The following is a 22,521-nucleotide window of genomic DNA, read 5'->3' as shown; positions in this document are numbered from 1 at the left end:
CGCCGACGAAGGCGATGACCTCGCCGCGTTTGATCTCGATGGAGACCTCGCGCAGGGCGGGCTCCTCGGCGCCGGGGTAGGTGAAGGTGATGTCGTTGGCCGTGATGTGGTCGAAGCCGGCCGGGACCTCGGCGGGGCGGGGGCGGGTCAGGCGGCGCTCGGCGTCCTCGCAGAACTCCAGGAAGTCGGTGAAGTAGAGGCCCTGCTCGTAGAGGCGGTTGGTGGCGTACAGGAGACTGCTCAGCGAGCTCTGGCCCGATCTGATCGCCAGGACCGCGGTGCCCGCCACCGCCAGCGGGATCGCGGCCACCGCCAGGAGCACGCCGAGGGCGACGTAGACCAGAGCGGTGCCGACGCCGCCGAGGGCCTCGCCGACCAGCCGGGCGACGGTCTGGCGTCTGGCCAGTTGGAGCAGGACGTCCTGCTCGGCCTTGGCCACGGCGTCGTACATGCGCAGCAGGAAGCCGCGCATGGTGAACGAGCGCACCTCGGCCGCGGCCTCGCGCTCGGCCAGCAGCTCAGCGATGATCCACTTGCGGCGGCGGGCCGGGATCAGGCCGTACATGGTCGAGTAGCGCATGCGCGCGCTGCGGACCGCCGCCCAGGCGTCGGGCAGGACGGCGAGCAGCAGCAGCGGCAGGAGCACCGGGTGGAGCAGGCCGAGCACGCCGGCCGCGGCCGCGATGCCGACGGCGGCGGTGACCACGTCGATGGCCGACGACACCACGAAGTCGGCCACGGCCGCGCCCCGGCCCCTGGCGCGTTCGAGGGCGTCGTGGAACTCGGGGTCGTCGTAGGCCACGAGCTCCACCCGGCTGGTCAGCCCGTAAAGGCGCTCCTCCGTGAGCCGGGTGATCTGCGGGGTGAGGCGCGACTCCGCCCAGCCCGCGCCGGCCTGAACGGTCGTGCGCAGCACGGCCGCGCCGCCGACCAGGGCGAGGCTGGGCAGCGCGGCCATCACGCGGTCGGGGGTGGGGCCCTCGCTGAAGAGGGCGGTGAGGACACCGGTGGTCGCCAGCAGGCCGAAGGCCGTGAAGACGCCGCCGAGGAGGTTGAGCGTGATCGTGGCCAGGGTGTCGCGCCGGCTCGCGCCCCAGGACATGCGCATCGCCTGTGCCACGAGCGACGGCAGCCGCCTGGCGATGGTCAGGAATCCGACCTCCGCCATCTTGTCGTTGTGAACATTCCAGGTGGGGGTGGCGATCTCGCCGAGTTCGAGAGGCTCATCCTGCATGCTCTGAGTATGCGTTCGACCACTGACAGTTTTGCTTCGGCTGCGCTAAGCCACCACCGAGGCTTCGCCATATCACCGCGATAGGGGCAATCTGACACCTCTTCCGGGAGCGGAGGGCGTGCATACCGTGGCGGCACCCCCAACTCCCGGAGGAGGCTCCGTGCCAAGACCCCTTCGTCTCGCGCTCTCCCTCTTACTCGGCCTCACGTTCCTCCTGGTCACCGCGCCCGCGCAGGCCGCGGCCCTGGTCAGGGTCGTCAGGTACGACGCGAGCAGGGCGGCCGAGTTCGTGTCCGTGGTGAACCAGGCGGCCCAGATCTGGAACTCCAGCGTCGTCAACGTCCGGCTCGTCCAGGGCACGCCCGCCGACTTCGTCGTGTACGCCGACAACGGCTGGCCGCGCGCGCTGCCCACCAGCCTGGGCCGCGGCACGGTCTGGATCGGCAGGCAGGCCACCAGGCAGGGCTACAGCCCGCTGCGCATCTCCACCCACGAGATCGGCCACATCCTGGGCCTGCCCGACCGGCGCACCGGGCTGTGTTCCGACCTGATGTCGGGGTCGAGCGCGCCCGTGAGCTGCACCAACGCGAACCCGAGCGCCGCCGAGCGGGCCGAGGTCGACCGCAACTTCGCCGGCAGCACGCCGCAGGTCGAGTTCGACCGGCTGCACGTCGACCGCTGACCACTCCCGGGTGACGGCGAATGCCGCCGTCACCCGCAGGCGTAGCCGGACGGCAGGCGGGTGTCACCGTTCGGGCGGCTGCCCTGGAAGCCGAACGACGTGCTCGCCCCCGGTGCGAGCGAGCCGTTGTGCGCGGCGTTGCGGGCGGTGACGGCCTGGCCGGACATGGTCATCGTGACGTTCCACGACCCGGTGACCGCGTGCCCGGGCGGCAGCGTGAAGGTGACGCCCCAGCCGGTCAGGGGCGTGGTGCCGGTGTTGGTCACCGTGACCTGGATGACGTACCCGGTGCTCCACTGGCTCTGCACGGTCGCGGTGGCCGTGCAGCCGCCCGTCTGACCGCCGCCGCCCGTCGTCACGCTCACCGTTCCCGAGCGCGGCGAGCGGTTGCCCGCCGCGTCCCTGGCGTACACGGCGAAGGTGTACGACGTGCCCGCCGCCAGCCCCGTGACGGTGGCCGAGGCCGTCGCGCTCGTGGCCACGGTCGTCTCCGTCGAGCCCTGTACGCGGACCACGTCGTAACCGGTCACCCCAACGTCGTCGCTGGAGGCGGCCCACGTCAGGGTCGCGGACGAGGAGGTGACCGCGGAGGCCGCGGGCGTGCCGGGCACGGTGGGCGGGGTGGAGTCTCCCTGCGCGTATCCCAGACCGAACCCGTACGGGAACAGCGGCGTCTTCCCGTCCCCGGAGTTGATCGGCTGCTGGGACGCGCTGCTCATCCACGTCACCGGCAGCTTGCCGGTCGGCTGGACGGTCCCGAACAGCACGTCCGCCACGCCCTGCCCCTCGGTGCCCGGCAACCAGGCGGCGACCAGCGCGTTCCAGCCGGACAGCTGGGAGGCGATGTCGAGGGGACGACCGGAGACCAGCACCACGATGACCGGGACGCCGGACGCGCGCAGGTTCGCGATGGTGTTGAGGTCCGCGGCGTCCAGGCCCAGGCTGCCGGGCCGGTCGCCCTGGCCCTCGGCGTACGGCGTCTCGCCGACCACCGCGACGGCGACGCGGTAGGAGGAGTCGATGCCGGTGCCGTCCTGGCTGTAGGTGACGGTCGTGCCGGAGCCCGCGCTGTTCCTGATGCCCTGCAGGATGGTGGTGCCGGGAGTGATGTTGCCGGACGAGCCCTGCCAGGTGATCGTCCAGCCGCCGCTCTGGTGGCCGATGTTGTCCGCGCTCCTGCCCGCCACGAAGATCTTGCCGCCGCGGGCGAGCGGCAGCACGTTCCCGGCGTTCTTCAGCACGACCTGCGACTTCGCGACCGCCTCGCGGGCCAGCGCGCGGTGCGCGGCGCTGCCCACGGTCGAGGTGTACGACCGGTCCGTCAGCGGCTTCTCGAACAGCCCGAGCTCGAACTTCTTGGTGAGGATGCGCCGTACCGCGTCGTCGACCCTGGCCGTGGTCACCCGGCCGGCCTGGACCTCGGCCCGCAGCAGGTCGATGAACTGGCGCCAGGCCGTCGGGACCATCACCATGTCGATGCCCGCGTTCACGGCGGTGCGCACGTCGAGCGCGGACGTGCCCGGGGCGCCGTCGATCTGGTCGATGCCGTTCCAGTCGGAGACCACGAACCCGGAGAAGCCCAGCTCGCCCTTGAGCACCGTGGTGATCAGGTACTGGTGTCCGTGCAGCCTGGCGCCGTTCCAGCTGCTGAACGAGATCATCACCGAGCCGACCCCGCGCTCCACCGCCGCCCTGAACGGCGGAAGGTGGATCGCCCGCAGGTCGGCCTCGGACAGCTGGGTGTCGCCCTGGTCCACGCCGCCCGAGGTGCCGCCGTCGCCGACGTAGTGCTTGGCGGTGGCCAGCACGGAGGCGGGGCCGTTCAGCGTGGCGCCCTGCAGGCCCGTCACGATCGTGGCCATGGACGAGGGCAGCTCCGGCGTCTCGCCGAACGACTCGTACGTGCGGCCCCACCGGTCGTTGCGGGCCACGCACAGGCAGGGGGCGAAGTCCCAGTCGACGCCGGTGCCCGACACCTCCTCGGCCACCGCCCGGCCGATGCGCTCCACCAGGGCGGGGTCCCGGGTGGCGCCGAGGCCGATGTTGTGCGGGAAGATCGTGGCGCCGACGACATTGTTGTGGCCGTGCACGGCGTCCGCCCCGTAGAGGATGGGGACGCCGAGCGGCGTGGCCAGGGCCGCGTTCTGGAACCCGTCGTACATGTCCGCCCAGGACGCGGCCGTGTTGGGCGACGGCGCCGAGCCGCCGCCTGACAGCACGGAGCCGAGCCGGTACGTGGTGACGTCGGAGTTGCTGACCGAGCCGCGTTCGGCCTGGGTCATCTGGCCGAGCTTCTCGTCCAGCGACATCCTGGACATGAGGTCGGCCACCCGGGTGGGCACCGGCAGGCTCGGGTCCTGGTAGGGGGCGGCCCCATACCAGGACGCAGCGGGCGCCTGGGGAACGACCAGTCCGGCGGCGACGAGCAGCGGCACGGCCGCCCTGATCGCCCACTGTCTGCTGCTCATGGCACGTCCAGAGGTTGTGGGAGCCGTGGTTGGGAGCGCTCCCACAACTCTAGGACACGCCGGCGCCGCCGCCCAGCGCCCAACCCGCACCCGCGACCCTCAACAGCGGAAACGAGGTGAAAGTTTCACCCCTGCTTACGGGCGAACGGCGGCGGCGCGGACGGGTCCTGGAGCGGGCCGCTGAGCTGGATGTTGGCGATCACCCAGCGCTCGCCCTGCTTGACGGCGACCAGGGTCAGCCGGAACGAGTCGTTGACCTCGTGCCCCCTGACCGAAGTGCGCTGCTCCTGCACGCCACCCACGATCGCGGTGTCGCCGTGAAGGCGCACCTGCGGGTCGAGGATCTCGAAGTGGTGGTTCTTCAGGTCACCCCGGTGCCGGTCTGCCCACTGCCGCTTGTCCAGCTTGAACCCCACGGGACCGATTCCCGCGAAGTCCTCGCCGAGGAGGTCGCCGAACGCGTCCGCGTCACCGTCGAACTCGGCCCGCGCCCAGCGGCGGACGAGGTCGAGAACCTGCTCCTGGCTGCTCATGCCCTACCCCTCTCTTAACCGGGGAAAGAATCCCCACTTACAAATCTGGCACGGGACCGGCGATCGACACAACCCCAACCGGGGAGTTTTCCCCCATATGCTGGTAAGTGTGATGACCAAGCCCATGCGGGCCGACGCGCGGCGCAACCTGGAGCAGATCCTGCTCGCCGCCCGCGACATGGTCGCCGAGCGCGGCCCCGACGTCCCGCTAGACGACATCGCCCGCCGCGCCGGGGTCGGCAGCGCCACGCTCTACCGCCGCTTCCCCGACCGCGACGCCCTGCTCCGCGCGGTCGCGCTCGACGCCCTGACCAGGACGGCCGCGGCGGCCAAAGCTGCGGCCGAGGAGGAGCGCGACCCGTTCGAGGCGCTGGCACGCTACCTGCGCGCGGCGCTCGAACTGCGCGTCTCGGCCGTGCTCCCGGCCCTGCTCGACGCGGTGGACCCGGCCAACGACCCGCTGCTGGCACCCGTACGCGAGGAGTCCGCCCGCACCATACGCCGGATGATCTCCGACGCCCACGCGGCGGGCACGCTGCCGGAGGGCGTCACGTTCATGGACATCACGACCATGCTCGTACGGATCGCCCGCCCCCTCCCCGGGCCGCTCCCGGACGAGGCCGAGCGCGCGCTCGCCCGGCGCCACCTGGAGCTGTTCATCCACGGCCTCCGGGCGATGGGGGCGGCGTGAAACTTTCATCGCGGCTTTACCGCCTGTGAGGTTGTGCAGATAATACGCGAAGGAAAGCGCTTTCCAGCGACCTTTGGAGGCACCCGGCAGACGGAGAGCACCATGCCCTTCACCTCGTTACGCGCCCCACGCTGGACGGCCGTCCTCGTGGCGGCCGCGATCGCCGTACCGTCGATGCGGGCCGTTCCCGCGCAGGCGGTGGCCGCCGACGGGCCGACCGGTTTCGCGGCCGTCAACGCCCTCGGCCAGAACGGCACCACCGGCGGCGCCGGCGGCAGGACCGTCACCGCCACGAACGCCGATCAGTTCCTCGAGTACATCGACAGCCTCGAACCCCTGGTCATCCAGGTGTCGGGCACGATCTCGATCACCAGCAAGCAGGGGGTGCGGCCCAACAAGACCATCGTCGGCGTCGGCAGCGCCGGCCACATCACCGGCGGCGGCCTGGACTTCTACCGCTCGTACAACGTGATCGTGCGCAACCTGCGCTTCACGAACGCCGAGGACGACGCGGTCAACATCGGCCAGCAGTCCCACCACATCTGGATCGACCACAACACGTTCTCCGGCGCGGTGGACGGGTCCGTGGACATCGTCAGGGGCGCCGACTACGTCACCGTCTCCTGGAACCACTTCGACCATTCCGACAAGTCCATGCTGATCAGCCACTCCGACGGCGCCGCCGGCACGGACGTCGGCCACCTCAAGGTGACCATCCACCACAACTTCTTCGACCACAGCCGCCAGCGGCACCCGCGCATCAGGTTCGGGGAGCCGGTGCACGTCTACAACAACTACTTCCTGGGCAACGAGCTGTACGGCGTGGCCTCCACCGAGAACGCCGGGGCCGTCGTCGAGGGCAACTACTTCGAGAACGTGGCGCACCCGCTCTACTCGGCCAGCGGGTACGGCGACAGCGGCCCCGGCAGGGCAGTCCAGCGCAACAACGTCTTCGTGAACTCCGGCGCACCCGAGACCGCCGGATCTGTCGTCGAGCCGGGCACGTACTACGGCTACACGGTCGACCCGCCGCAGAACGTCCCGGTGGCGGTCCGGGCCGGGGCGGGCTACGGCAAGATCACCCCCATGGCGGCGACCGCCGCGGCGACCCAGCTCTACGTCGCCACCAACGGGAACGACGCCAACCCGGGCACCCTCGACCGCCCGCTCGCCACCGTCCAGCGGGCCGTCGACCTCGCCCAGCCCGGCACGGTCATCTCCGTACGCGGCGGCACGTACGCGCTCACGTCCAACATCCAGATCATGAAGAGCGGCACCTCGACCAGCCCCATCACGCTGGCCGCGTACGGCACGGAACGGGTCCTGATCGACGGCGAGGCCCTACCCAACACACCGGCCCCGGTCGGCGGCAGCATCCCCAACGCGCAGCGCGGAGCCATCCACATGGAGGCCTCCTACTGGCGCATCACCGGCCTGGAGATCGCCAACGGCCCGTACGGGATCTTCTGCCGGGGCTGCAACAACAACGTCTTCGACCGGCTCGTCACCCGCGACAACTACGAGTCCGGCCTGCACATCCAGGCCGCCTCCGGCAACAACCTCATCCAGAACCTGGACAGCCACGGCAACCGCGACCCGCGCAAGAACGGCGAGAGCGCCGACGGCCTGGCCATCAAGGAAGGCAGCGGCACCGGGAACGTGGTGCGCGGGGCCCGGCTGTGGAACAACTCCGACGACGGGTTCGACGCGTGGGAGTTCCTGTCGCCGATCCGCATCGAGAACAGCGTCACGTACGGCAACGGCTTCAACCGCTGGAACCTGCCCGACTACACCGGTGACGGCAACGGCTTCAAGCTGGGCGGCGGGGACGAGGACCTGCCGGCCGCGCACGTCGTCAGCAACAGCATGGCCTTCCGGAACGCGGTGGGCGGGTTCATCGACAACGCCAATCCCGGGGCGCTGTCGCTGACCCGCAACACGGCCTGGCGCAACGGCGGGACCGGCTTCGACCTCGCCGACGCCGACGGCACCCTCACCCGCAACCTGGCCGCCACCAACGCCAAGGCGGTCGACCTGGGCTCGTCGTCGTCGGGCAGCGGCAACTCTTGGGACCTCGGCGGCACCTGGGACGACAGCGCCCTGGCCAGCACCGACCCCTCCACCCTGACCGGCCCCCGCCGCCCCGACGGCTCCATCCCCTCCTCCACCTTCCTCCGCCCCAAAACCGGCACCGACGTAGGCGCCCGCCTCTAGCTCCCGCTCCCGCCGCCGGGCCCACCACGAGCCCGGCGGCGGCGTTGTTCGACCCTCTTTCCTGACAAGATCCGGCCCTGTATGTTCGACCCGAAAGAAAGTTTCACCCATGGAGGAACGTTGGGCAAGAAGCTTCACATTCTGGCATTACCGGTCGCCGCCGCAGCCCTGGCGCTGACGGCCGTTCCCGCGCAGGCGGCCGAAGGCTATGACCGCTGCCCCGCCAACTACTACTGCCTGTTCTCCGGCCTGGACGGCACCGGCGACATCGTCCAGATCCAGAGCAACACCCCGGACCTGGCCGCACTCAACATGGCCGACCGCGCCAAGTCCGACTGGAACCGCACGGGCTCGACCATCCACCTCTACTCGGAGGCGAACTACGGCGGTTGCTCGGCCGTGACCTCGGCCGGCGGGAAGGGCAACTTCTACACCCCGTTCCGCGACTTCTTCAACTCCGTCCGTTTCGACGGCCCGAACGGCCCGTCGTGCTTCCCCCCTGAGGGAGCGACCGTCAAGGCGGCACAGAACGACTCGCACGGCTGATCATGGCCTGAGTGCCGCCAGGAAGCGGTCGGCCTCCGCGGCGAGCCGCGGCAGGTCGGCCGCCGGGTCGGCGGAGCGGGCCAGCAGCATGCCGCCTTCACACAACGCGCCGAAGACGAGCTGCGCGCGCATGGCCAGGTCGCCGTTGGCCGGCTGTTCGGCCGCTGTTGCCAGGTGGAGGCCGGCGAGTAGGACTCGTAGCGCGTGGGCGTACTCGATCTCGCGGACCGTCTCCCACCCCAGCACCGACGGCCCGTCGAGCAGGACGATCTGCCGGAACCCTGGATCGAGGCAGCGTTCCAGGAAGGTGCGGCAGCCGCGCCGCAGCGCCGCCCAGGGGTCGGGCGCCGACAGGGCCGCCTGCTCCAGCGCGGCGGCGACCTCCTCTTGTTCCCCCACGAACGCCGCCCGAAATAGTGCGACTTTTCCGTCGAAGTGGTGATAGGCCGCCCCCTTGGTCACCCCGGCCGCGGCGGCCACCGCGTCGATCGACGTGAGCGCGTAACCATGGGCCCCGAACAGCTCCCGCGCGGCCCGCACCAGCCGCCCCGTCGTCTCGTCCGATCGCTCTGCCTGGGTACGGCGGATCATCGTGCTCCCATTGACTTGCATACTGGCGGTACGTAACTTCGAAGAACAGTTACGTACCGCCAGTATGAAACATGGAGATGAGTCGTGTCCCCTTCGTCCTCACCGCGCATCGCCGTCTACGGCGCCACCGGCCATACCGGGCGCCTGGTCGCGGCGGAGCTCCGCGCCCGCGGCAAGGAGGTCATCCTGGCCGGCCGCGACAGCGGAGCGCTCAAGGCCCTGTCCGACGAGCTCGGCGGGGCTCCCGTGCACCAGGCCCCGCTGGACGACCCCGCCGCGTTACGCGCGCTCGCGGAGCAGGCGACCGTGCTGATCCACTGCGCGGGCCCGTTCACGCACACCGGCAAGGCCGTCGCCACGGCGGCGGCCGAGGGCGGCTGCCACTACGTGGACCATGCCCTGGAACAGCACCACACGAAGTGGATGTTCGATGCCATGCAGGAGCCCGCGGGGAGAGCGGGCATCACCATGGTCACGGCGATGAGCTTCTACGGCGGGACGGGCGACCTGCTCGCCGCCGCCGTGGCCGACGGCCTGACGGACGCCGAACGGGTGATCACCGCCTACGCGGTGTCCGGCTGGCGGCTGACCACGGGGGCAAAGGCGACCGCCGAGCTGCTGTTCGCCGACACCCGGCGCATCACCTACACCGACGGCGAGCAGCACGTCGGCTACGTCGAGCCGCGCAACGCCGTCTTCCCGTTCCCGCCGCCGCTCGGCCCGCGCACGATGATCGCCCCCGTGCCGTTCTCCGAGGTCGTCACCGTCCCCAGGCACGTACGCACGCGAAGGGTCGAGGCGCAGCTCACGGCGGACACGTTCCAGGAGGAGCAGGTGTTCACCAGCGAGGACGCGGACGCCGAGACCCGGGCGGGCTCCGCGTTCACGGTCGCCGCGCAGGTGATCACCGCGGACGGCGGCAGGGCCGGGCAGGTCAGCGGGCGTGACCTGTGGCGCATGAGCGCGCTGACCTCGGTGGAGGCCGCCGTCCGCCTGGCCGCGGACCCGGGGAGCCCCGGCGTGTACGGCCCGGCCGAAGCGTTCCCGGCGGAGCCGTTCCTGCGCGACCTGGAGCGGCTCGGCCTGTTCACCCTCACCCTTCCGGACAAGGGGGCACGATGATCCTGGTCACGGGCGCGGCCGGCGGCCCGCAGGGCTCGACCGGCCGGCACGTCACGAACCTGCTGCTGGAGCGCGGCGAGGCGGTGCGCGCCTTCGTGCACTCCGACGACCACCGGGCCGAGGAGCTGCGCAAGCTCGGGGCCGAGGTGGTGGTCGGCGACCTCAGGGAGATCACGTCGGTGCGGCCCGCCATGCGCGGGATCAGCAGGGCGTTCTTCACGTATCCGGTGACGGCGGGCCTGCTGGACGCCACCGGCGTGTTCGCCGCCGCGGCCAGGGAGGAGGGGGTGGCGCGGGTCGTCGAGGTGTCGCAGCTCGACGCGTCCCCTGAGGCCCTCACGCCGCGGATGCGCCGGCACTGGGTGGCGGAGCAGGTGTTCGACTGGGCCGGGGTGGGCGCGGTGCACCTGCGGGCCGCGGTCTTCTTCGAGAACCTGTCCGTCGCCGCCTCGGGCGGCACGCTGGCACTCCCGCTGGGGCCGCGCGACACGCGGATCCCGCTGGTCGCGGGCGAGGACGTGGCCAGGGTCGCCGCCGGGCTCCTGCTCGACCCCGGGCCCGCCGACCCGGTGTGCCTGGTGACCGGGCAGATGGCGACGATCGGCGAGGCGGCGGACGAGCTCGGGCTGTCGTACGCCGATCTGCCGCCCGCGGAGTGGGAGGCGCGGGCGATGGGCGTCTACGGCGATCCGTACACGGTCGAGCACCTGACGCACCTGTGGGCCATCTTCCGCCTCATCGGCTCCGGCGACCACCCGCTCTTCCGGGTCACCGAGAGCATCGAGCGCTACGGCGGCCGCCCGCCCATGACGCTGCGGGAGTACGCCGGATAAACGGGGAAACCCCCGGCCGAGGAGCGGCCGGGGGTTCCGTGCGGGCGAGGATCAGCCGGTGTAGCCGACCGCCGTCCAGTCGTAGTACTTGTAGCCGCGCGCGCCGAAGTTGGCGAGCGTCTTCTTCGTCGCCCAGATCTCCGGACGCTGGTACAGCGGGATGGTGTGCACCAGGTCCCAGATCATCTTGTCGGCGGCGTTCGCCAGCTCGTTCGCCTTGGTCTGGTCCGTCTCGTTCCCCACGGCCTCGATGGCCTTGTCGAGCTCAGGGTCGTTGCTCTTGGGGAAGTTGCTCTCGGAGCCGGTCTTGTAGATCTGCGGCAGGCCGCCGAGCGGCAGCGGCGTGCCGATCCAGGTGAACGGCACCAGGTCGAAGTCGCCCTTGATGATGTAGTCGGTGAAGAACTTGTCGACGGGGACCGGGCGGACCGTGACCTTGATCCCGGCCTCCTTGAGCATGGCCTGCGTGAGCTCGCCCTCCGTCTTCGCGACGGGGGTGTCCGTCGGGATGACGAAGGTCAGGTCGAACTCCTTGCCGTCCTTCTTGCGGTAGTCGCCTTCCTGCTTCCAGCCGGCCGCGTCGAGCAGCTGCTTGGCCTTGTCCAGGTTGTACTTGCCGATGTCGCCGGAGTTGTCGACGTAGGCCTTGTGGTTGTTCATGAAGACGTGGTTGCCGAGCGTCTGCAGCGGCCAGTCCATGTCCTTCAGGTCCGACTGCGTGATCACGTCACGGTTGATCGCGTACGCGACGGCCTGGCGGACGGACTTGTCCTTCAGGATCGCGCTCTGGTTGTTGACCGTGATGTGCCGCCAGTTGGGGCTGAGCGCCTTGCGGATGTCCGAGTTGGGGACTTCCTTGACGCGCTTCAGGTCGGCGGGGGCGCCGGCCAGGATGTCCGTGGCGTCGAGCTCGCCGTTGGCGAAGGCGTTCACCGCGGCGGTGGGGTCGATCGTCCGGAAGATGACCTTGTCGAGCTTGGCCTTCTTGCCCCACCACTTGTCGTCACGCACGAGGGTGAGCGTCTTGGTGCCCTCGTCGATCTTCTCCACCTTGAAGGGACCTGCGGTGACCGGGATCTTCTGCTTGTAGTCGTTCTCGTACTTGTCCGGGTCGAGCACGTGCGAGGCGGGGAGAAGGTGGTTGGTGGTCCGGTTGAACAGACCCTGCCACTCCAGGTACAGCTTGGCGAAGGTGACGATGGCGACCTTGTCGGAGTCACCCTTGGTGACCGACTCGATCTTGTCCCAGCCGTCCGTGGAGGCCGGCTTGAACTTCTTGTCCTTACCGTTGTTGATCTTCCACGCGGCCTCGAGGTCCTTCCACGTGATCGGCGTGCCGTCCGACCAGTTGGCCTTGTCGTTGAGCGTGTAGGTCACGACCTGCTTGCCCGACGACATGTCGTTCTTCACGTCGGTCACGTAGTCCGGGTTCGGCGTGAAGTTGGCCTTGTCGTCGGACACCATCAGCTGCGGCATGATCGGGTCGAGCATGTCCGCGGTGTCGGCCTGGTTGCCGTCGACGTGGTTGACGTTCCACTGGGTGGGCCACTGCCCGATGGGGAGGGTCAGCGTGCCGCCGTCCTTGACCTGGTCGTAGGCGACCGGGTTGATGCTGATCGACGGGGTCTCCGCCATCTGCTGCTGAGCCTGCTGCGACTGCTCGGCGCTCGGCTTCTTGGCTGCACCGCCACCTCCGCCACAGGCCGCGACGGCCATGGCCAGGACCGCGATGCCCGCAGCCGCACGGTAACGAACCTTCACTTTTCCTCCTGATCGTCCGAGGCCGTGATGACCTCGATCTCCTCCGCGTAGTGGCAGGCGGCGCCGTGGTCAACGGCGTTCGCGAGCCGAGCAACCGAGGGCTCTTCGTCCACACACCGCCGTCGCTCCGCCTCGCTGAGCAGGGCGAACTTGGGGCAGCGAGTACGGAACCGGCATCCCGATGGCGGGTCGGCCGGGCTGGGCAGGTCGCCTTCGAGCAGGATCCGCTTCCGGGTTCGCTCCATTTCGGGGTCCGGCAGCGGGATCGCCGACAGCAGCGCCTGCGTGTAGGGGTGGGCCGGGTGGTCGTAGACGTTCTCGACCGTGCCGATCTCGGCGATCCTGCCGAGGTACATGACGGCGACCCGGTCGGCCAGGTGCCTGACCACGGCCAGGTCGTGGGCCACGAACAGGTACGACAGCCCCAGCCGGTTCTTCAGCTCCTCCAGCAGGTTGATCACACCTGCCTGGATGGAGACGTCGAGCGCCGACACCGGCTCGTCCAGCACCAGCAGCTTCGGCTCCAGCGCGAGCGCCCGGGCGATGCCGATGCGCTGGCGCTGGCCGCCGGAGAACTGCTGCGGATAGCGGTCGGCGTGCTCCGGCGACAGCCCGACCAGTTGCAGCAGCTCGGCGACCCGGGCGTTCACGTCCTTCCGGCCGTGCGCGCGCAGCGGCTCGGCGATGATCGCGCTGACCGGCATGCGCGGATCGAGGGCGGCCATCGGGTCCTGGAAGACGATCTGCAGGTCGCGCCTGAGCGCCTTACGAGCCCCGGCGTCGATCTTGGCGCTGTCCTTGCCGAGCACGACGACCCGCCCGCCCTGCGGCGGCTGGAGCTGCATGATCTGCTGGAGCGTGGTGGTCTTGCCGCAGCCGGACTCGCCGACCAGGGCCAGCGTCTCACCCTCGGCGATGTCGAAGCTGATGCCGTCCACCGCGAACACGGTGCCGACGCGGCGCTTGAAGACCGCGCCCTTCATCAGCGGGTAGTGCCTGATCATGTCGTCGAGCTCGAGCACCGTGTCGCGCTCGGCGCGCGGCACGCGTACGACGTCGCTCGGCGGGATGACCGGCACGGGGAACACGTCGGCCCCGGTCAGGCCCTTGTGCTCGATCTCGTGCGAGCGGATGCACGCCACGTGGCGACCGCCGCCGAACGGCGTCAGCGGCGGCTCCTCGTCGTCGCACATGTCCACCTTCATCGGGCAGCGCGGCGCGAAGGGACAGCCGGGCGGCAGCGCCGACGGCGAGGGCGGGTTGCCCTCGATGGGGACGAGCGGCCCCTCCTCGCCGTCGATCCTGGGGATCGAGGCGAGCAGACCCATCGTGTACGGCATGCGCGGCCGGTAGTAGATGTCGTCCACCGGTCCCTGCTCGACCGGCCGGCCGGCGTACATGACCAGCACCCGGTCGGCCATGCCCGCGATGACGCCCAGGTCATGGGTGATCATCACGATGCCGGCGCCCGTCTCCCGCTGCGCGGTCTTGAGCACCTCCAGCACCTGCGCCTGGATGGTCACGTCGAGCGCGGTCGTCGGCTCGTCGCAGATCAGCAGGTCGGGGTCGTTGGCGATGGCCATGGCGATCATCGCCCGCTGGCGCATGCCGCCCGAGAACTCGTGCGGGAACGCCTTGGCCCGCAGGCCCGGGTTCGGGATGCCGACCAGGTCGAGCAGCTCGACGGCCTGCTTGGCCGCCTTGTCCTTGGCCACCTTCTGGTGGACGCGCACGGCCTCGGCGATCTGGTCGCCGATCGTGTAGACGGGCGTGAACGCCGACAGCGGATCCTGGAAGATCATGCTGATCGCCTTGCCGCGCACCTTGATCAGCTCGTCCTCGTCCATGCCGAGCAACTCGCGGTCGTGCAGCTTGACCGAGCCGCTGACCGCGGCGTTGCGCGGCAGCAGGCCCATGACGGCGAGCGAGGTCACGGACTTGCCGGAGCCGGACTCGCCGACGATGCCGAGCACCTCGCCGCGCTCGACCTCGTAGCTGACGCCGCGCACGGCCTCGATGCCGCCGGGGAAGGTGACGGTGAGGTCCTTGACCTCCAAGATGCTCACGAGTTGCTCCCCGGGTCGAGTGCGTCACGCAGGCCGTCGCCGATCAGGTTCACGGCGAGCACCATGGCCACCAGCAGGCCGGCCGGGAAGACGAACAGCCAGGGGTAACCGGTGGCGTTGCGCGAGCCCTCCGCGATCAGCGTGCCGAGCGAGACGTCCGGCGGCTGGATGCCGAAGCCGAAGAAGGACAGCGCCGCCTCGCCGATGATCGCGCCACTGACGTTGAGCGTGGCGTCGATGATCAGCAAGGAGGACAGGTTGGGGACGATGTGCCGGAAGATGATCTTCCAGCGCGGGATGCCCATGTAGACGGCGGCCAGGACGTACTCCCGCTCGCGGAGCGCGAGCGTCATGCTCCGCACCACCCGGGAGGTGATCATCCAGGAGAACGCGGCGAGCAGCAGCACGAACCACAGCCAGGAGGCGTCCTTCAGCCTCGGCGAGACGATCGCGATGATCAGGAAGCTCGGGAGGACCAGCAGCAGGTCGACTCCCCACATGAGCGCCCTGTCGATCCAGCCGCCGAAATATCCGGCGAACGCTCCCACGACCGCCGCGAGGCCGGTGGCGATCAGCGCGACCAGCAGGCCGATGATGATCGACTTCTGCATGCCGCGGAGCGTGACCGCGTACATGTCCTGGCCGATCGAGGTGGTGCCCCACCAGTGATCGGCGTCGGGGGCCGACATGAAGGCCATGAAGTCCTTGTCGGTCCAGTCGTACGAGCCGAAGTAGGGGCCGACGTACGCCAGCAGGACCAGGAGGAGCAGGGCCGCTATGCCGTAACGCGCCTGCTTGTTGCGGAACAGGCGTCTGAGGACGACTTTCGAACGCATCTCAGCTCACCCGCACCCGAGGATCGAGGGCCGCGACCAGCACGTCGGACAGGAACGCGGCCAACAGGACGCACACGGCGGTGAAGAAGGTCACCGCGGCGACGGAGTTGATGTCGTTGGAGTTGATCGACTCGACCAGCCAGGCTCCCATGCCGTGCCAGGCGAAGATCTTCTCGGTGAAGATGGCTCCGGTGAACATCGTTCCGAACGCGAAGGCGAAGTATGTGGCGGACGGGATCAGCGCGGTGCGCAGCGCGTGCTTGATCAGCGCGGTCCTGCGCCGCAGGCCCTTCGCCATCGCCGTGCGGACGAAGTCCTGACCCAGCACGTCGAGCATCATGTTGCGCTGGATGCGGCTGTAGAAGGCAACCGAGCCGAGACTGAGCGAGATGGTCGGCAGGATCAGGTGGTTCAACCGGTTGAGGAACTGGTCCCAGCCTGCCAGCTTCGGGTTGTACTCGCCGGTGTACTCGATCAGCGTGAACCCCAGCCCGTCGTTCAAGTTGTACGTCGCCATCGCCAGCAGGGTGGCCAGGAGGAAGACCGGCAGCGCCATGATCACGAAGGAGCTGACGCCGATCAGCCGGTCGCTGAACCTGTACTGCTTCACCGCGGAGAACGCCCCGAGCGCCACGCCGATGATGAAGCCGAGGACCGTGCCGATGAGCATCAGCCGGAGGCTGACGAAGATCCGGCGCCCCATCTCCTGATTGACCGAGCCGCCGTTCCAGGTCTTGCCGAAGTCGCCCGTGATGACGCCCTTCGCCCAGGTCCCGTACCGCACGAGCACCGGGACCTTGTCGTTCAGGTTGTAGGCGTCCAGCGTGGAGTCGATCACCGACTCGGCGATGGGAGGCTGGCGGGCCTGATACGCGGCTCGCGGGTTCATGGTGGTGGCCGCGAGCATGTACGCGAGACTCGCCGCGATGGCGACCAGGACCACATTTATTGCCAACCTGCGGAGCAGGTACTTGCCCATTACTCTCCGTTCGCGCTGACGGGGGGCGCGCACGTCCGGGCCGGAGCGGCGTCCCCGCAACGAAAACCCATCTCGCGGCACCAAAAACCACTTGCAACGAGATGGCGATCAACGCGCAGAATATAAGCAAAGATGTAACAGTCAGAAACCGTCCGACATAACGGTAAGGTCACTCGCAATAGATCGACAAGACCGGAACGATTGCTTACCACACCCCCTCTGACCTGCGGAAACGTCCCTCTTTGAGGGGACTTTTCCGAGCCTCTCAGGGGGGTTGTGTCACGAAACCCGGACATTAATTGGCGACTACGCAAAGTGATCCACTTCACGTTGATCTCATCGTCAAGTGAGTTCGGACAGCGCCTTGGCGACGTCCACCGCACGCCCGCGGGCCGAGCGACGGGCGATCCCCGCCCCTCCGCGGCCGACACCCGTCGAGGACCAGGCAAGTCGCGGCCGGTCAGCTCGGTGGCACCACCGTTCCACGGCGCGCGAAAACCAGCCCCGTGCGCGCGAAAAGGGCCGGCCGTCCTTACTGTGAGCACCGGTTTACTCACCGAGAGAATTCACAGTGCTGTCTCGAGTTGACACCCTTTACAGCACACCGGTCGCGAGGGATCATCTCTCTAGAGAGCTTGAGTCTGATTAGGCTGGACAGCCGGTAAGAGGGGCCTCTTGTCGGAAATTGTTGACCACGACCCCATTATCTCCCTCGCCTCTCCCGAACTCCTTGTCGACCCCTATCCCTGGTACGGAAACCTCCGCCGGGAAAAACCCGCGTTTTTCTACGACCGACTTAACTCATGGGTTTTCAGCCGGTACGACGATTGCGTCGCCGTGCTGAAGGACAGTGCGAACTTCGCCGCCGACTGGCGCCGGGTCGGTGAGGCGATGCCGCCACGGGCGATCAACATGCTGACCCTGGACCCGCCGGAGCACACCGTGGTCCGCCGGTTGTTCATGGAGGCATTACGCGCGCAGGACCACGCGGCCCTGGAGCACATGATCGCTCAGCACACGACCGAACTGCTGGCCACTCTCGCGCGCCGCCCGTCGTTCGAGTTCCTCACGGAATTTGCCGAACCGCTGGCGCTGTCGACGACCTCCGCGTATCTGGGTGTGCCGATGCCGGATCCGGCCTGGGCCAGCCAGGCCGCCCGCGACATCGTCGCGGGGATGGACGCCGGGCTGTGGCCCGAGCGGGGGCGACCCGTACTGGCCGCGCAGGAAGAGCTGGCCGTGCTGGTCGACGGCTGGCTCGCCGATCCGCCGCCCTCCGGCGTCGTCGGCGTCATCGCGCAGCGGGCGGCCGGCAGCGGCGTGGCACCGGACATCGTCGCCAACACCGTGCGGGGGCTGCTGTTCAGCGGCTACAGCTCCGGCAGCAAGCTGCTCGGGCTGGTGGCGATCGCCCTGCTCCACCAGCGGGCCACCGAGCTGGAGCGGTTCCGCGCGGCCGACACCGCGCGCGCCGTGGACGAGATGGTCCGCTACGCCTCCCCGATCCAGGCGGTCGCCCGCGCGTGCGTGCGCGACACCGAGGTGGGCGCGACCACGGTGCGCGCGGGGCAGGCCGTCACGCTGCTCCTGGGCGCGGCGAACCGGGACCCCGCGCGCTTCCCCGACCCGGACACGGTACGGCTGGACCGGCATCCCAACCCGCACCTCGGCTTCGGCCGGGGCCCGAAGTCCTGCCTCGGCTCCCCCTTTACAGCCATCTTCACCCGGGTGGTGCTCCGCGTCATCGCCGAGCGTTGTCCCGGCATCAGGGCGCTCGGCGCGCCGACGTATTTCCCGAACCTGACCGCCCGCAGCATTGAGCGTTTCGACGTTGCCCTTCGGTGAAGGAGGTTTACGTGCTGAAGGTCGTCGGAGCATCGTTCGGGCGTACCGGGACCTCTTCGGTCCGATTAGCGCTGGAGACCCTCGGATTCGGCCCCTGCCATTACATGAAAGAGCTTTTCGCCGCCCCCGCGCATGCCCGGGAATGGCTGCGGGTCGCCGACGGCGGAAAACCCGACTGGAAACGGCTGCTCGATGGTTTCACCTCGACAATCGCCTGGCCGGCGGCCTTCTACTGGCGGGAGCTGGCCGCCGCCTTCCCCGAGTCGAAGGTCCTGCTGATCGTGCGGGATCCGGCTTCGTGGTACGCCAGCATGAGCCGCACCCTGTACCGCACCAGACCCGCGGACACCGCGCAGGAGACGGCCGTCCGGGACCAGGTCATCGAGAAGATCGTCTGGCAGGGGACGTTCTCCGGGCGGTTCGAGGACCGCGACCACGCCATGGGCGTCTACCGGGCCCATCTGGACGAGGTGCGCGAGGCCGTGCCGTCCGGCCGGCTCGTCGAGGTCGAGCCGTCGCACGGCTGGGAGCCGCTCTGCGCGGCCCTGGGCGTCGACGTGCCTGACCTGCCCTTCCCCTTGGCGAACACCACTGACGAGTATCTGCGCCGCGCCGAGCGGGCCGGGGTGCTCCCGCCACGGTGAGAGAGGACAGGTAAGTGGCGCTCACCGTTTCATCCACCGCCGACCCGTACGGAGTGGTGGCAGCGCATTGGGACCACCTGCACATAGGACCGCGATCAGCCGCGCTGGTCTCCTTCTTCACCGACCTCGCCCCGCCCGGCGGGCACGCGTTGGAGATCGGACCGGGCACCGGCCGGATGACCCTGGCGGTGGCCGAGCGCGTGGCGAGCGTGCACTGCCTGGAGCCCTCCCCCGGGATGCGGACGGTGCTCATGACCAAGCTCGCCGGGCGGCCGGACCTGCGGCACCGGGTGACGGTGCTCGGCGACGCCGCGCCGGACCTCCGTCTCGACCGGCGTTTCGACTACGTCTACCTGGCCGCCGTGCTGCAGGACGTGCCGCCGGAGGCGCGCCGGCCGCTCTTCGCCGGCCTGGCCGGACACCTCGCGCCGGGCGGCGTGCTGGCCATGGACATGGTGACCGACGAGGCCGTACCCGACCATCCCGAGCGTGAGGTGCGCAGCGCGCACCAGGGAGAGTGCCGCTACACGCTGTCGTCGGCCGTCCGGCCGCTCGGCCCCGACCTGGCCGGGGTGCGGCGCGTCTACCGCACCTACCACCGCGACACGCTGGTGGCCACCGAGACCGTGGAATGCGACTACCACCTCCATCGGCCCGCCGACGTGCTCGCCGACCTGCGCGCGGCCGGCCTGACCGCCGTGGGCGGCTCGGCCGTCGCCGGCGAGGCGACCCCGCCCGACGACAAGGGAACGCTGATCGCCCGGCACGCCGGCCGGCTTTGAGCTCGAGGCCCCCCGTGGACGTCCCGCGGCCACCTGCCAGGTTGCCGGGCGCCGTTCGGGCCTCGGAAACCGTCCATCGGACCTCGATGGGCGGCAGCGGCGAGTCAAGGAGGTGCGCCATGCGGTACTGGTACTGACAATTCACACCGTGGCCTGATCCTGCGCGATCAGGCCACGGCCTGGCCCAGGCGACGACACGAACGGGGGTCATCCCATGCTCCACGACACCGAGGTGCTGGTCGTCGGGGGCGGCCTGACCGGGTTGTCCTGCGCGCTGTTCCTGGCCCATCACGGCGTACGGTGCACGCTCGTGGAGCGCCACCCCGACCTGCTGAGCCACCCCAGGCAGCGCAGTCTGGTCCCCCGCCTCATGGAGATCTACCGGCAGGTCGGGCTGGAGTCCCGGATCCGGGAGAACCGGGTGGATTTCGCGAGCTCCGCGGAATATGTGGCCATCCGCGCGGAGACGCTGGCCGGCGCTCGGCACCTCCCCGTTGATCAGCAGGACGACGCCGCGCGGACCGCCGCCTTCAGCCCCTGCACGGGCACGCCCATCGATCAGAACCGGGTGGAGGATCTGCTGCGGATCAGGGCGCGCGAGCTCGGCGCGCGGATCCGGTTCGGCACTGAGGTAAGCGGCCTCTCCCAGCACGAGGGCGGGGTGGAGGCGCACCTGCGCGATCTCGACGGCACCGGGCACCGGCTCCTGGCCCGGTACGTCGTCGCGGCCGACGGCGGGCACAGCTCGGTCCGGCACTGGCTCGGCATCCCGATGGAAGGGCCGGTCGACTTCTTCCGCCTGCTGACGCTCATGGTCGACGCCGACCTCCGTCCGGCGCTGGCCGGCCGTACCGTGCACATGGCCTTCCTCGAACGCCCCCGGCCTAGGACGTACCTGATGGCGCTGGACCGGACCGGTCAGCGCTGGGTCTTCGGCACCACGGACGATCCGGACGGCGCCGAGCCGGACGAGGACGAATGCGTCGAGCTCGTACGAGCCGCGGCCGGCCTGCCGGAGGCGCGGGTGACGCTCCGGCCGCAGATACCCGGCACCGCCAGGACCGTCCTGCGCTTCGAGGTCGGCGCGGCCGTGGCGGCCGCCTATCGGAAGGGGCGGGTGTTCCTGATCGGCGACGCGGCACATCTGATGCCGCCGACCGGGGGATTCGGCGGTGTCGTGGGCGTGGAGGACGCGCACAACCTGGCCTGGAAGCTGGCCGCCGTCGTCCATGGTCACGCCGGGGAGCGGCTGCTCGACACGTACGAGGACGAGCGCCGCCCGGTCGCGGAGTTCGCCCTGCGGCAGGCCCTCGCGCGATACCGGTCCCGCCTGGCACACCAACCTGCGACCGATGAGGTGCCGGTGGACCGCTCGACCGTGATGATGGGACACCGCTACCGGTCGACGGCGGTGATCGGCGGCGCGAGCGAGGTGACCACGCCGGTGGAGGTCTCCGGCCTGTGCGGAGAGCCCGGCACCAGGGCTCCGCACCTCCCGCTCGCCGGTGCTGGCGAGCGATCCACCATCGACCTGTACGGCGCCCGCTTCGTCCTGCTGACCGGCCACGACGGCCAGGACTGGGTGACGGCGGCGGGCAAGATGCCGATGCCGGTGACCGCCCGGCGGCTGGAGATCGACGGCGCGGCGGCTCGGCACGGCATCGGCCCGAGGGGCGCGGTGCTGGTGCGACCGGACGGGTTCGTGGCCTGGCGAAGCCCGCGACCGGCCGCGGACCCCACCGCGGAACTGCTCGCCGCGCTCACCGCCGTCCTGTCCGCCCGGCCATCGGCATAGTCACGGCATCCACTTGCCGCCCGCGACGTCGATCGTGAGCCCGGTGAGCCAGGACGAGGCGTCGGAGGCGAGGAAGGCCGTCACGTTCGCGACGTCGAGCGGGGTGCCGAGCCGCCCGAGCGGGTGCTCGGCCAGCATGCGCTCCTGGTACTCCCGCGGCATGCGCTCCGCCAGCCGGTCCGTCATGATCGTCGAAGGCGCGACCGAGTTGACCCGGATGCCGGTGGGTCCGAGCTCGTGCGCCAGTTGTCTGGTCAACGCGATGATCCCGGCCTTGGCCGCCGTGTACGCCACGGAGGCCGAGGTCGGGGTGCGGGCGGCCAGCGACGACATCGTGATGATGGAGCCGCCGCGCCGCTCTCTCATGCGCGGCAGGAAGCCCTTGATCACCAGGAACGTCGAGGTGAGGTTGGCGTGCATGGTGGCGTGCCAGTCCTCCTCGCTCGTCTGGTCGATCGGCCGCGGTATCCCTGTCCCACCACCGGCGAAGATCGCCAGCACGTCGACGGGTCCGAGCCTGCGCTCGACCTCCGCCCGCATCTCATCGACGGCGGCGAAGTCGGTGGTGTCGGCGGCGACGCCGAGCGCCCCGCCGCCGATGCTCTTCACGGCCGCCTCGATCGCCCCGGGGTCGCGCCCGTTCACGACGACCCGCATGCCCTGCTCGGCCAGCACCCGGGCGGTCTCCCGTCCGATCCCGCCGGAACCGCCGGTGACCAGCGCTACCTTGCCCTGCAGATCCGGATACATCATGACTTCCACTCCCTCGCCAACGCGCGGCCGTCTCTCGGAACTCCACGGTGCCCTGCGCGGGGGGTTCAGGGCATCAGGTGCGCGGCTCGTCCCGGACTGCGCCGCGAGGAGTGCACCGCGTACGCCGTCCATACTCCCGAAGTCGT

19 protein-coding genes are annotated in these 22,521 nt (G+C 69.9%); 10 read left to right on the top strand and 9 right to left on the bottom strand.

The annotated features are described in order from the left end of the window. The coding region (locus ACIBI9_RS45150; protein ID WP_397232214.1) for an ABC transporter ATP-binding protein at positions 1–1,234 on the bottom strand (1,234 nt) is incomplete at its 3' end. A gap of 160 nt (positions 1,235–1,394) precedes the next feature. Between ACIBI9_RS45150 and ACIBI9_RS45145 the strand changes: the two genes are divergently transcribed. After that, a complete protein-coding gene (locus tag ACIBI9_RS45145) occupies positions 1,395–1,916 on the top strand; it encodes a snapalysin family zinc-dependent metalloprotease (protein ID WP_397232212.1) in 522 nt (173 codons plus the stop codon). A 29-nt stretch (positions 1,917–1,945) separates the two neighbouring features. Here the strand turns inward: ACIBI9_RS45145 and ACIBI9_RS45140 are convergent, their stop codons facing one another. Beyond that, positions 1,946–4,384 carry a glycoside hydrolase family 3 N-terminal domain-containing protein gene (locus ACIBI9_RS45140; protein WP_397232210.1) on the bottom strand — a complete coding sequence of 813 codons (2,439 nt, stop codon included), beginning with the start codon at positions 4,382–4,384 and terminating at the stop codon, positions 1,946–1,948. 125 nt (positions 4,385–4,509) lie between these two features. Further along, complete coding sequence (locus tag ACIBI9_RS45135; RefSeq protein WP_397232208.1) at positions 4,510–4,917, bottom strand: nuclear transport factor 2 family protein; 408 nt, start codon at positions 4,915–4,917, stop codon at positions 4,510–4,512. A gap of 112 nt (positions 4,918–5,029) precedes the next feature. On the opposite strand from ACIBI9_RS45135, the gene ACIBI9_RS45130 reads away from it, so the two are divergent. The 3 genes from ACIBI9_RS45130 to ACIBI9_RS45120 all read left to right on the top strand — a co-directional run bounded on the left by ACIBI9_RS45130 (position 5,030) and on the right by ACIBI9_RS45120 (position 8,368). Beyond that, the gene (locus ACIBI9_RS45130) at positions 5,030–5,608 is read left to right on the top strand and encodes a TetR/AcrR family transcriptional regulator (RefSeq protein WP_397232220.1); all 579 of its coding nucleotides are present in this window, start codon (positions 5,030–5,032) and stop codon (positions 5,606–5,608) included. Positions 5,609–5,710: 102 nt separating this feature from the next. Beyond that, on the top strand, positions 5,711–7,822 hold the full coding sequence (locus tag ACIBI9_RS45125; RefSeq protein WP_397232206.1) for a right-handed parallel beta-helix repeat-containing protein: 2,112 nt from the start codon (positions 5,711–5,713) through the stop codon (positions 7,820–7,822). A gap of 120 nt (positions 7,823–7,942) precedes the next feature. Next, a complete protein-coding gene (locus ACIBI9_RS45120; protein WP_397232204.1) occupies positions 7,943–8,368 on the top strand; it encodes a peptidase inhibitor family I36 protein in 426 nt (141 codons plus the stop codon). On the opposite strand, the gene ACIBI9_RS45115 is transcribed toward ACIBI9_RS45120, so the two are convergent. Continuing rightward, positions 8,369–8,959, bottom strand: a complete 591-nt coding sequence (locus ACIBI9_RS45115; protein ID WP_397232202.1) for a TetR/AcrR family transcriptional regulator — start codon at positions 8,957–8,959, stop codon at positions 8,369–8,371. Positions 8,960–9,043: 84 nt separating this feature from the next. On the opposite strand from ACIBI9_RS45115, the gene ACIBI9_RS45110 reads away from it, so the two are divergent. Both ACIBI9_RS45110 and ACIBI9_RS45105 read left to right on the top strand, forming a co-directional pair. Continuing rightward, positions 9,044–10,081 carry a saccharopine dehydrogenase NADP-binding domain-containing protein gene (locus tag ACIBI9_RS45110; protein ID WP_397232200.1) on the top strand — a complete coding sequence of 346 codons (1,038 nt, stop codon included), beginning with the start codon at positions 9,044–9,046 and terminating at the stop codon, positions 10,079–10,081. Next, positions 10,078–10,914, top strand: a complete 837-nt coding sequence (locus ACIBI9_RS45105) for an NAD(P)H-binding protein (RefSeq protein WP_397232198.1) — start codon at positions 10,078–10,080, stop codon at positions 10,912–10,914. Before ACIBI9_RS45110 ends, ACIBI9_RS45105 begins: the two co-directional genes overlap by 4 nt. Positions 10,915–10,965: 51 nt before the next feature. Here ACIBI9_RS45105 and ACIBI9_RS45100 read toward each other — a convergent pair whose 3' ends face one another. Genes ACIBI9_RS45100 through ACIBI9_RS45085 form a run of 4 tightly spaced genes read right to left on the bottom strand, consistent with a single transcriptional unit; the run spans position 10,966 to position 16,556 of the window. Continuing rightward, on the bottom strand, positions 10,966–12,675 hold the full coding sequence (locus ACIBI9_RS45100) for an ABC transporter family substrate-binding protein (protein WP_397232196.1): 1,710 nt from the start codon (positions 12,673–12,675) through the stop codon (positions 10,966–10,968). Continuing rightward, a complete protein-coding gene (locus ACIBI9_RS45095) occupies positions 12,672–14,741 on the bottom strand; it encodes a dipeptide ABC transporter ATP-binding protein (RefSeq protein WP_397232194.1) in 2,070 nt (689 codons plus the stop codon). The genes ACIBI9_RS45100 and ACIBI9_RS45095 overlap by 4 nt, the downstream gene beginning before the upstream one ends. After that, the gene (locus ACIBI9_RS45090) at positions 14,738–15,577 is read right to left on the bottom strand and encodes an ABC transporter permease (RefSeq protein ID WP_397232192.1); all 840 of its coding nucleotides are present in this window, start codon (positions 15,575–15,577) and stop codon (positions 14,738–14,740) included. The genes ACIBI9_RS45095 and ACIBI9_RS45090 overlap by 4 nt, the downstream gene beginning before the upstream one ends. A 1-nt stretch (position 15,578) precedes the next feature. Continuing rightward, the gene (locus ACIBI9_RS45085) at positions 15,579–16,556 is read right to left on the bottom strand and encodes an ABC transporter permease (protein WP_397232190.1); all 978 of its coding nucleotides are present in this window, start codon (positions 16,554–16,556) and stop codon (positions 15,579–15,581) included. A gap of 837 nt (positions 16,557–17,393) precedes the next feature. Here ACIBI9_RS45085 and ACIBI9_RS45080 point away from each other — a divergent pair. From ACIBI9_RS45080 to ACIBI9_RS45065, 4 genes are all read left to right on the top strand, one after another. Next, entirely contained in the window at positions 17,394–18,401 is a 1,008-nt protein-coding gene (locus tag ACIBI9_RS45080; RefSeq protein ID WP_397232188.1) for a cytochrome P450, read from the top strand. A gap of 11 nt (positions 18,402–18,412) precedes the next feature. Then, a complete protein-coding gene (locus tag ACIBI9_RS45075) occupies positions 18,413–19,045 on the top strand; it encodes a sulfotransferase family protein (protein ID WP_397232186.1) in 633 nt (210 codons plus the stop codon). 14 nt (positions 19,046–19,059) lie between these two features. Continuing rightward, positions 19,060–19,827 (top strand): class I SAM-dependent methyltransferase, encoded by a 768-nt coding sequence (locus tag ACIBI9_RS45070; protein ID WP_397232184.1) that lies wholly within the window; start codon positions 19,060–19,062, stop codon positions 19,825–19,827. A 214-nt stretch (positions 19,828–20,041) separates the two neighbouring features. Further along, a complete protein-coding gene (locus ACIBI9_RS45065) occupies positions 20,042–21,622 on the top strand; it encodes an FAD-dependent oxidoreductase (protein ID WP_397232182.1) in 1,581 nt (526 codons plus the stop codon). On the opposite strand, the gene ACIBI9_RS45060 is transcribed toward ACIBI9_RS45065, so the two are convergent. Next, the gene (locus ACIBI9_RS45060; protein ID WP_397232180.1) at positions 21,623–22,375 is read right to left on the bottom strand and encodes an SDR family NAD(P)-dependent oxidoreductase; all 753 of its coding nucleotides are present in this window, start codon (positions 22,373–22,375) and stop codon (positions 21,623–21,625) included. It lies immediately after the preceding gene. Between the last annotated feature and the right edge of the window lie 146 nt (positions 22,376–22,521).

The organism is Nonomuraea sp. NPDC050451, from assembly GCF_044458585.1.
The sequence above is the reverse complement of the archived record's forward strand: the minus strand, read 5'-3'. Positions and strand labels throughout refer to the sequence as shown.

Bases quoted from the DNA above. Each gene is read 5' to 3' on its own strand.
- ACIBI9_RS45140 (WP_397232210.1), bottom strand. From the start codon at position 4,384: ATGAGCAGCAGACAGTGGGCGATCAGGGCGGCCGTGCCGCTGCTCGTC.
- ACIBI9_RS45115 (WP_397232202.1), bottom strand. From the start codon at position 8,959: ATGATCCGCCGTACCCAGGCAGAGCGATCGGACGAGACGACGGGGCGG.
- ACIBI9_RS45060 (WP_397232180.1), bottom strand. From the start codon at position 22,375: ATGATGTATCCGGATCTGCAGGGCAAGGTAGCGCTGGTCACCGGCGGT.
- ACIBI9_RS45135 (WP_397232208.1), bottom strand. From the start codon at position 4,917: ATGAGCAGCCAGGAGCAGGTTCTCGACCTCGTCCGCCGCTGGGCGCGG.
- ACIBI9_RS45090 (WP_397232192.1), bottom strand. From the start codon at position 15,577: ATGCGTTCGAAAGTCGTCCTCAGACGCCTGTTCCGCAACAAGCAGGCG.
- ACIBI9_RS45130 (WP_397232220.1), top strand. From the start codon at position 5,030: ATGACCAAGCCCATGCGGGCCGACGCGCGGCGCAACCTGGAGCAGATC.
- ACIBI9_RS45105 (WP_397232198.1), top strand. From the start codon at position 10,078: ATGATCCTGGTCACGGGCGCGGCCGGCGGCCCGCAGGGCTCGACCGGC.
- ACIBI9_RS45065 (WP_397232182.1), top strand. From the start codon at position 20,042: ATGCTCCACGACACCGAGGTGCTGGTCGTCGGGGGCGGCCTGACCGGG.
- ACIBI9_RS45085 (WP_397232190.1), bottom strand. From the start codon at position 16,556: ATGGGCAAGTACCTGCTCCGCAGGTTGGCAATAAATGTGGTCCTGGTC.
- ACIBI9_RS45125 (WP_397232206.1), top strand. From the start codon at position 5,711: ATGCCCTTCACCTCGTTACGCGCCCCACGCTGGACGGCCGTCCTCGTG.